Annotated in this window: 1 protein-coding gene; it reads left to right on the top strand. The window is 38.8% G+C overall.

Translation table 11 applies throughout. The features are described 5' to 3' along the window. Nucleotides 1-475: SMI1/KNR4 family protein (locus tag DWW52_RS20915; RefSeq protein WP_148315424.1), on the top strand; the 475-nt coding region annotated here is incomplete at its 5' end. Nucleotides 476-533 lie beyond the last annotated feature (58 nt).

The following is a 533-nucleotide window of genomic DNA, read 5'->3' as shown; positions in this document are numbered from 1 at the left end:
AGGTGTAATGCCTGAACTTTCGGACTGTTCGGCTTCGCTAACAAAAGAAGATATAAAGAATTTTGAGGTTGAGTTGAATGTAAAGATTCCGGCAGGCATGAAGAACTTTTACCTCAAGTTCAACGGTGGTATGCCATCACCATATTGTTTTCAACCGCAGGACGAGGATTTGGATCGGATGGAGATAAATGCGTTCTTTCCGATAAAGGAACGCACCAATGCTTTTGAAACAATTGAAGTCATAGCCAAAGATATATGGAGTAGGAATTTAATGCCATGCAATCTGTTGCCTTTTGCTATGGATTCGGGTGGAAACTATTATGCGTTGAACTTGAAGAATAAAAAGATTTACTATTACGTGACTGACGAGTGGGACGAAAACGCTTCAAGAGAATACAACTTTGAAACAAATACTCGTTACATCGCCCAGTCATTCAATTACTTTATAAATCATTTCATCGAAGAAGAGGAATAAAGCGGGCAGATAACAAGCGGATCAATCTCCTTTAATGATGATTATCCACCGAACATTA

The organism is Odoribacter sp. AF15-53 (assembly GCF_003479425.1).
Taxonomy (GTDB): domain Bacteria; phylum Bacteroidota; class Bacteroidia; order Bacteroidales; family Marinifilaceae; genus Butyricimonas.
This window is presented reverse-complemented; position numbering and strand designations above follow the sequence as displayed.